This window comes from Promicromonospora kroppenstedtii DSM 19349 (genome assembly GCF_000515355.1).
Classification (GTDB): domain Bacteria; phylum Actinomycetota; class Actinomycetes; order Actinomycetales; family Cellulomonadaceae; genus Promicromonospora; species Promicromonospora kroppenstedtii.
The window spans coordinates 24,106-25,205 of record NZ_KI911624.1 but is presented as its reverse complement, the minus strand read 5'-3'; the positions used below and the strand labels follow the sequence as shown (position 1 = coordinate 25,205).

Genomic DNA, 1,100 nt, shown 5'->3' with positions numbered 1-1,100 from the left:
TCCGCAGCAGCGGCCGCCGCAGCGGCCGCCGTCTCCTCCAGGAGGTCGGCCAGCCCGCGCAGGTGCCGCGCGACCCGCTCCCCCAGCGGCGTCAGGCCGTACTCGACACGCGGCGGGATCGTGGTGACGACGTCGCGCGTGACCATGCCGTCGCGCTCCAGGGCCTGCAGCGTCTGGGACAGCATCTTCTCGCTGACCCCCTCGACCCGGCGGCGCAGCGCGTTGAACCGGTAGCTGCCCTCGCCGAGCGCGAGCAGCGCGAGCGAGGCCCACTTGGACGTGACGACCTCGAAGGCGGCCCGCGACGTGCAGCCACGGGCGAAGACGTCGGTCACCAGCTCCTGCGGCGGCCCGTCCGGGCCGCCGCCCGGCAGGTCGGCGGACTCCGGGCCGTCGGGGTGGAGGTCCGTGATGCTCACGACCCGAGGATACCGCGCGCACTCGGAATGTGGTGTACTTTCGATTCGTTAGTGCTATCCGTTGGCAACTGGCCAACGCCTCGCTCGACACACACAGCATCGCGAACTGGGAGAGAACCATGACCACCTACGCCGTCACCGGAGCGACCGGACACCTGGGCCGACTCGTCGTCGAGGAGCTGCTGTCCCGCGGCGTACCCGCCGCCGACGTCGTCGCGATCGCGCGCACGCCCGAGAAGGCCGGCGACCTCGCCGAGCGCGGCGTCCAGGTCCGCGAGGGCGACTACGACCGCCCGGACACCCTGCCCTCGGCCCTCGACGGCGTGCAGCGGCTGCTGCTGGTCTCGGGCAGCGAGCCCGGCGTGCGCGTCCCGCAGCACACCGCGGTGATCGACGCCGCGAGGGCAGCCGGCGTGCGGCGGATCGCCTACACCAGCATCCTCAACGCCGACGACACCACCAACCCGCTCGCCGGCGAGCACCAGGCCACCGAGCAGGTGCTGCGTGCGTCGGGTCTGGCGGTCACCCTGCTGCGCAACGGCTGGTACACCGAGAACTACACCGACCGGATCGCCGAGTACGTCGAGCGCGGCGAGATCGTGGGCGCCGCGGCGGACGGCAAGGTCTCGGCCGCCACGCGCGCCGACTTCGCCGGTGCGGCCGCGGGCGCGCTGCTCGCCG

The 1,100-nt window shown here is 73.3% G+C and carries 2 protein-coding genes; one reads left to right on the top strand and one right to left on the bottom strand.

The features are described 5' to 3' along the window. Positions 1 to 419, bottom strand: a 419-nt coding sequence (locus PROKR_RS05525; protein ID WP_281171673.1) for a winged helix-turn-helix transcriptional regulator, incomplete at its 3' end; no start/stop codon positions are given. A 119-nt stretch (positions 420 to 538) separates the two neighbouring features. On the opposite strand from PROKR_RS05525, the gene PROKR_RS05520 reads away from it, so the two are divergent. Next, positions 539 to 1,100: NAD(P)H-binding protein (locus PROKR_RS05520; protein ID WP_036960376.1), on the top strand; the 562-nt coding region annotated here is incomplete at its 3' end.